The organism is Caminibacter sp. (assembly GCF_053999135.1).
This window is the reverse complement of the sequence record NZ_JBMXVQ010000126.1, coordinates 1-4,751: the sequence shown is the minus strand read 5'-3', so window position 1 is coordinate 4,751 and position 4,751 is coordinate 1. Positions and strand designations below refer to the sequence as shown.

Below are 4,751 nucleotides of genomic sequence, written 5' to 3'. Positions count from 1 at the left end.
TTCTTCTTGCTGTACCTTATGTTATCAAACTTTTCAAAAGGGTTGCGAAGTAGTTATTAACCGCTAATCAAAGGGGGCTTTTTGCTCCCTTTTTTTGTTTCAGGGGGTCGTTTGTGGATTATTCAGAAGTTCTTAATAATATTCTCTCTGTTCTAAAAGATTTAATCGCTGTTGTGTCGTTTCTTGCAGGTTTTCTTGTTGGAAAATCCCTTTTTAAATGGTTAGGGGGTTGATATGGATTTTCTCTTGTGGTTGTGGCTTTTTCTTTATTTGTATTTTTTATGGAAAATGATTAAGTCTCGTTTTAAAATTTATCTTTTATTTTTCTTTTTCTTTGGAATAAACGGATTTTCAAAGTTTTGGTATCAATCTCCGTATGGCAACGCTTCTTCTGGTTATAGGTATTACTATGTTAAAATCCTTAAAAAAGACGCTTGCGATACTTATTATGTTTATAAGGTAAAATACGCTTACAATGCTTCAAACTTGCAAACCGAGAATGGTTGTTCGCTTCTTGGTGGCACTTCTGTTTCTTTAACTGAAAATGATGAAAATCATATAAATGATTTTGACTATATAGTAGGGTTTGATAACTCCGATGAGGCAACTCCGCAGGATTACTGCGGGGCTTATCGTTTAGATACTGCTTTATGCAATAATCACATAAATTTTTATTGTCAAAGCGGAGATTGGGGCGGGTTTAATATAAATCTTGCGTTAATCTGTAATTATGAGGAAATCGCTAATATGAAACTTTATCCTGTTCCTGATTTGTACGCTGATGTAATTTTTCAGGTTTACGGGGTTAATTGCGATAATTTCAAGTTTGTTTATTCGAACGGACAAACTGCTAAATTAGTGAAAAAACTTGTTAAATCTGATGACACAACGGTTATTCTCGCTTGGGTTGTGCAACTGTCGGGTGGTGGTATATACACAAGCGATGACAGCGCGGGTGGATATTCGCAAGTGATAATTCCTGATGTTTATTTTATGTTCGTAAATCCTGATTATTGGAATGAGGCGTCTCACTGTATAACTGCTGATTATTATGTTATTGACATACAAAGTCAAAATATTATGGGTTCGTTCTGGGCGATTGAAAAGCATATAAAAGATTTAACGGGGAAATATTTGTCGTCTTATTATCTCGTTTTGAATGGTGTTGAAAGTTTTAATTTAAAATTTCAGGACGGGATAAAATGCTTTGATAATCAAAATGACGGCGGGGGTGATGACGGTTCAAACAATACGGACGGAGACGATAACAATAATCCTTTTGAGGATAACGACAATGACAATAACAATAATGATAGCGACAACAATTCTTCGGGTTCTGGTCAAGTTCAGGATTATTCTTATGATGAGGACAGTTTAAATGAAGCACATAATAAGGTTGAGGAAGTGTTTAATAAAATCTCTGACGCTGTTCACTCTCATTTTGAGGGTTTATACAATCTTGCAAAAACTTTATCTCAAGAAAAACCTGTCTGGGAATTGAATTTTACTTCTGTTAATCTTTCTAATCAAAAATTTTTAGATACTGAAAAATTTGATAATTTTGTAAAGACTCTCCGTTCTTTGTTAAAATGGGTTTTTTCATATATGCTGTTAATTTCGACTATCAAAAGATTAACTCCAGGTGATTAAAAAGGGGGTGTTTTATGTCTGATAATTTAACTTGCCCTGCTTCTGGCTCTTCAAAAATCAATTGGTTTAGTGTAGTTCTTGGCACTATGTCAACCGTTTTCCCGACAACTTATTTGCTAACTAAAGCCGTATCTGTTATTAGTGATTATATTTCAGAGTTTTTATTGTCGTCTGACGCTTTTCAAAATATTTTCCCTTATGTAAATTACTTCATACCGCTTGATTTTATCCTTTTTTCTCTGTTCTTTTACTATACTTTTATGATGGCTGTTCTTGTTGCAAAGTGGACTTTGAAAATTATTCCTTTTATAGGGTAGTTTTATGATTACAATTATTGAGGGAATCCCTGGTTCTGGTAAAACCTATTATGCCGTGAAAACACTCGTTGAGGGTGAGTATTATTACTATGACAAGGTTTATACTAATATTAAGTTAAATCTTCCTTATATAAAATTAAAGTATCCTGAATTATACAAGAGGCTTGATTTTATTACTGCTGAAGAAATAGAAAATCTCGGAGAATGGGCGAAAAATAAGAGTAATTGTCTTTTGATTCTTGATGAAATTCAAATCTATTACAATTCAAGGGAATGGCAGAGACGAAATAGGGAATTTTTAGAATTTTTAACGCAACATAGAAAACAAGGGATTGATTTGTGGGCGATAACCCAGGATAAAAAGAATATTGATACTCAATTTAGGAGACTTGCAGGGATTATTATTCAATGTGTAAATGCTTCTCAATTAGAGGTATTTATTTTCAGGCTTCCTAATTTCTTTATTGTTAAAAAGTTCTCTGGTGGAGTTCGTGCTGGGACTGAATTTTTTAAACTTAACAAAAAGGTTGCTCTTGCTTATGACACTTTCGCTCGTGTTGATATGGACAATGAGAAAGCGAAAGCAAAAAAACTTCCTTTTGGTTTAAGATTAAGGCGCGCTATCGTCTGGCACAAATTCGCAAGGTTCGTGTCTTATCTTATTGTTGCGTTTATTATTTGGTTTAAATACGGACATTTTTTCCATAAACCACAAAAAAAGCCACTCCCTAAAAAGGGAGTGGTTGCTCGCTGTCAGGGGGTCGTTCCTGGTAAGGCGGGCTTGAAAGATGTTTCTATCATAAATAGTAAGCCTATTTATGATACTTTGCAACCAAAAAAAATTGAGAAGTTTATTAGGGGTGTTATAACTTTTCCTGATGGTTCTAAAAAATTTTTGTTAGAAACAATTAAAGAATTTGGAGAAGAAATAGAAAAATCATATAAATGGCTTGAGTTCAAGCCGTTGGATAAAGGTTCTGATTGTTTTATTGACTATTCAAAAAAAATGCTTGTTTACGGAAAGGAAAAATTTTATATTGGGGGTTTTTTATGAATTATACGGCTTTCGCTATTGGTCTTGGTATAGGTTATTTTACTGTTTTTTTTTCAAAAACTATTAAATTTTTAACTATTGATATTTTTAAAGAATGATTGTGAAAAACGCTTTTAAAAAACCTGTGGGAAACGCTTTTAAAAAACCTGTGGGAAACGCTCCCGAACGGTGGGAAACGGTAGTTTTCCACCGGTCGGGGTTTAGCGTTTTCCATCAGGTTTTTAGCGTTTTCCATCGGGTTTTTGCGTTTTTCACAATTTTTTTGTATAATATAAGCGCTCCCGTCGGGTTATACGGGGGCGCTATTACAACTTTAAAATTTCAGGGGGTCGCATATGTTTCATTTCAATAAGATTAAAGTTGATTGGTTGAGTTTTTCCCTTTTCTTTAATTCAATTAAACAAGCGCATTTAAAGTTAGAGGAAATCACTTTATATTTTCGGAATTTTTCTCCTTCTCGTCTTGGTTCTGGTAAATATGGTTTTGCTCACGGAATTTATTATCAAAATGGTTTACTTGTTTTATACTCTCCTGATTTGAATTATATTCATCTTTCCTTTTCTTCTTCTGCAATTCAAGATATTGGATTTAAAAATATCTTAAATTTTATGAAAGATTATAATTATAAGGTTTCAAGGTTCGATTTATGCATAGATACTAATTTGATTAGATTTAATGAAATTCAGGAAAAATATTTTTCTGATTTGTTTGTTTCTCGTTTTCGTTCTTCTTCTTTTATAAATTCAAAAAAGAATAAGATTCAGGCTCGGACTCTTTACTTTGGCTCTCGTCAGTCTGATAGTTTCTTGCGAATTTACGAAAAATCAAAAGAAATTTTTTTAAAAACGGGTAAAGTTGTTCCTGAATTTATTAGGATTGAGTTTGAGTTTAAAAATGGAGTTGCAAGAAAAATGTTTGATATGTTTATAAAAGGCAGGGTCAACGATATAAAAGGGGTTTTTTTAAATTATATTGAATTTAAGGAAAAGGAAAATAAATCCAGGATTTACAACTTTAAGACTTGGGATAAATGGGTTTTGCTGTTTAATAAATTAAAAAAAGTTGTTGGTTCTTCTCGTGTTTTGCGTTCTCCCGATGTGGTCGGGTGGTTAAAAAGACAAGTTTCTAAAAGTCTTTATTTTGTGGCTGTTAAATATCCTGAAATTTTTAATGAGATTTTAATTGAGGGTGAAAAAAAATACAATAAAGATATGAAATTTTGCTTGACTTGAGATTTTCTTTTTTTTAAAATATGTATATAAAATTTAGGGGGTCGTTATGGTAGTATCTGGTAAAATTTTAGATATCCAGGAAACAAAAAAAGGATATATTCACATTGTAAAAGTAAAAGACGGTTCGGTTTGTCGTGTTTATTCCCGTAATAATGGGAAGGCTGTCGGTGATGAAATCTTCTTTAATGTAAAATTATCTCTTAATGATTTGTATTTCTCGGCGGAAAACTTCGCTGGGAAAAATAAATAAAAGAAAGGGGGTTGTTTTATGGAAGGTGGCGCATCTTTCAATCTCGATTTAAGCCAAATTTTTAATACCATTAGTTCCACAATAACCGACAATTGGGGAACGATGGTATCAATCGCGGCGGTTCTTCTTGCTGTACCTTATGTTATCAAACTTTTCAAAAGGGTTGCGAAGTAGTTATTAACCGCTAATCAAAGGGGGCTTTTTGCTCCCTTTTTTTGTTTCAGGGGGTCGTTTGTGGATTATTCAGA

General features: G+C 33.0%; 6 protein-coding genes. 5 read left to right on the top strand and 1 reads right to left on the bottom strand.

The window, feature by feature from the left end:
* Positions 1-288 precede the first annotated feature (288 nt).
* From ACXJH6_RS09145 to ACXJH6_RS09135, 3 genes are read left to right on the top strand one after another with little or no spacing between them, the layout of a single operon-like run.
* Positions 289-1,650, top strand: coding sequence for a hypothetical protein (locus tag ACXJH6_RS09145; protein WP_456471454.1), 1,362 nt, complete (start codon positions 289-291; stop codon positions 1,648-1,650).
* A gap of 14 nt (positions 1,651-1,664) precedes the next feature.
* A complete protein-coding gene (locus tag ACXJH6_RS09140) occupies positions 1,665-1,967 on the top strand; it encodes a hypothetical protein (RefSeq protein WP_456471453.1) in 303 nt (100 codons plus the stop codon).
* Positions 1,968-1,971: 4 nt separating this feature from the next.
* Complete coding sequence (locus ACXJH6_RS09135; protein WP_456471452.1) at positions 1,972-3,021, top strand: zonular occludens toxin domain-containing protein; 1,050 nt, start codon at positions 1,972-1,974, stop codon at positions 3,019-3,021.
* 34 nt (positions 3,022-3,055) lie between these two features.
* Here ACXJH6_RS09135 and ACXJH6_RS09130 read toward each other — a convergent pair whose 3' ends face one another.
* The gene (locus ACXJH6_RS09130; protein WP_456471451.1) at positions 3,056-3,256 is read right to left on the bottom strand and encodes a hypothetical protein; all 201 of its coding nucleotides are present in this window, start codon (positions 3,254-3,256) and stop codon (positions 3,056-3,058) included.
* Positions 3,257-3,356: 100 nt separating this feature from the next.
* Here ACXJH6_RS09130 and ACXJH6_RS09125 point away from each other — a divergent pair, with 100 nt between their 5' ends.
* Positions 3,357-4,253 carry a replication initiation factor domain-containing protein gene (locus ACXJH6_RS09125; RefSeq protein ID WP_456471450.1) on the top strand — a complete coding sequence of 299 codons (897 nt, stop codon included), beginning with the start codon at positions 3,357-3,359 and terminating at the stop codon, positions 4,251-4,253.
* A 46-nt stretch (positions 4,254-4,299) separates the two neighbouring features.
* Entirely contained in the window at positions 4,300-4,503 is a 204-nt protein-coding gene (locus ACXJH6_RS09120; protein ID WP_456471449.1) for a hypothetical protein, read from the top strand.
* Positions 4,504-4,751 lie beyond the last annotated feature (248 nt).

Bases quoted from the DNA above. Each gene is read 5' to 3' on its own strand.
- ACXJH6_RS09125 (WP_456471450.1), top strand. From the start codon at position 3,357: ATGTTTCATTTCAATAAGATTAAAGTTGATTGGTTGAGTTTTTCCCTT.
- ACXJH6_RS09145 (WP_456471454.1), top strand. From the start codon at position 289: ATGATTAAGTCTCGTTTTAAAATTTATCTTTTATTTTTCTTTTTCTTT.
- ACXJH6_RS09135 (WP_456471452.1), top strand. From the start codon at position 1,972: ATGATTACAATTATTGAGGGAATCCCTGGTTCTGGTAAAACCTATTAT.
- ACXJH6_RS09120 (WP_456471449.1), top strand. From the start codon at position 4,300: ATGGTAGTATCTGGTAAAATTTTAGATATCCAGGAAACAAAAAAAGGA.
- ACXJH6_RS09130 (WP_456471451.1), bottom strand. From the start codon at position 3,256: ATGGAAAACGCTAAAAACCTGATGGAAAACGCTAAACCCCGACCGGTG.
- ACXJH6_RS09140 (WP_456471453.1), top strand. From the start codon at position 1,665: ATGTCTGATAATTTAACTTGCCCTGCTTCTGGCTCTTCAAAAATCAAT.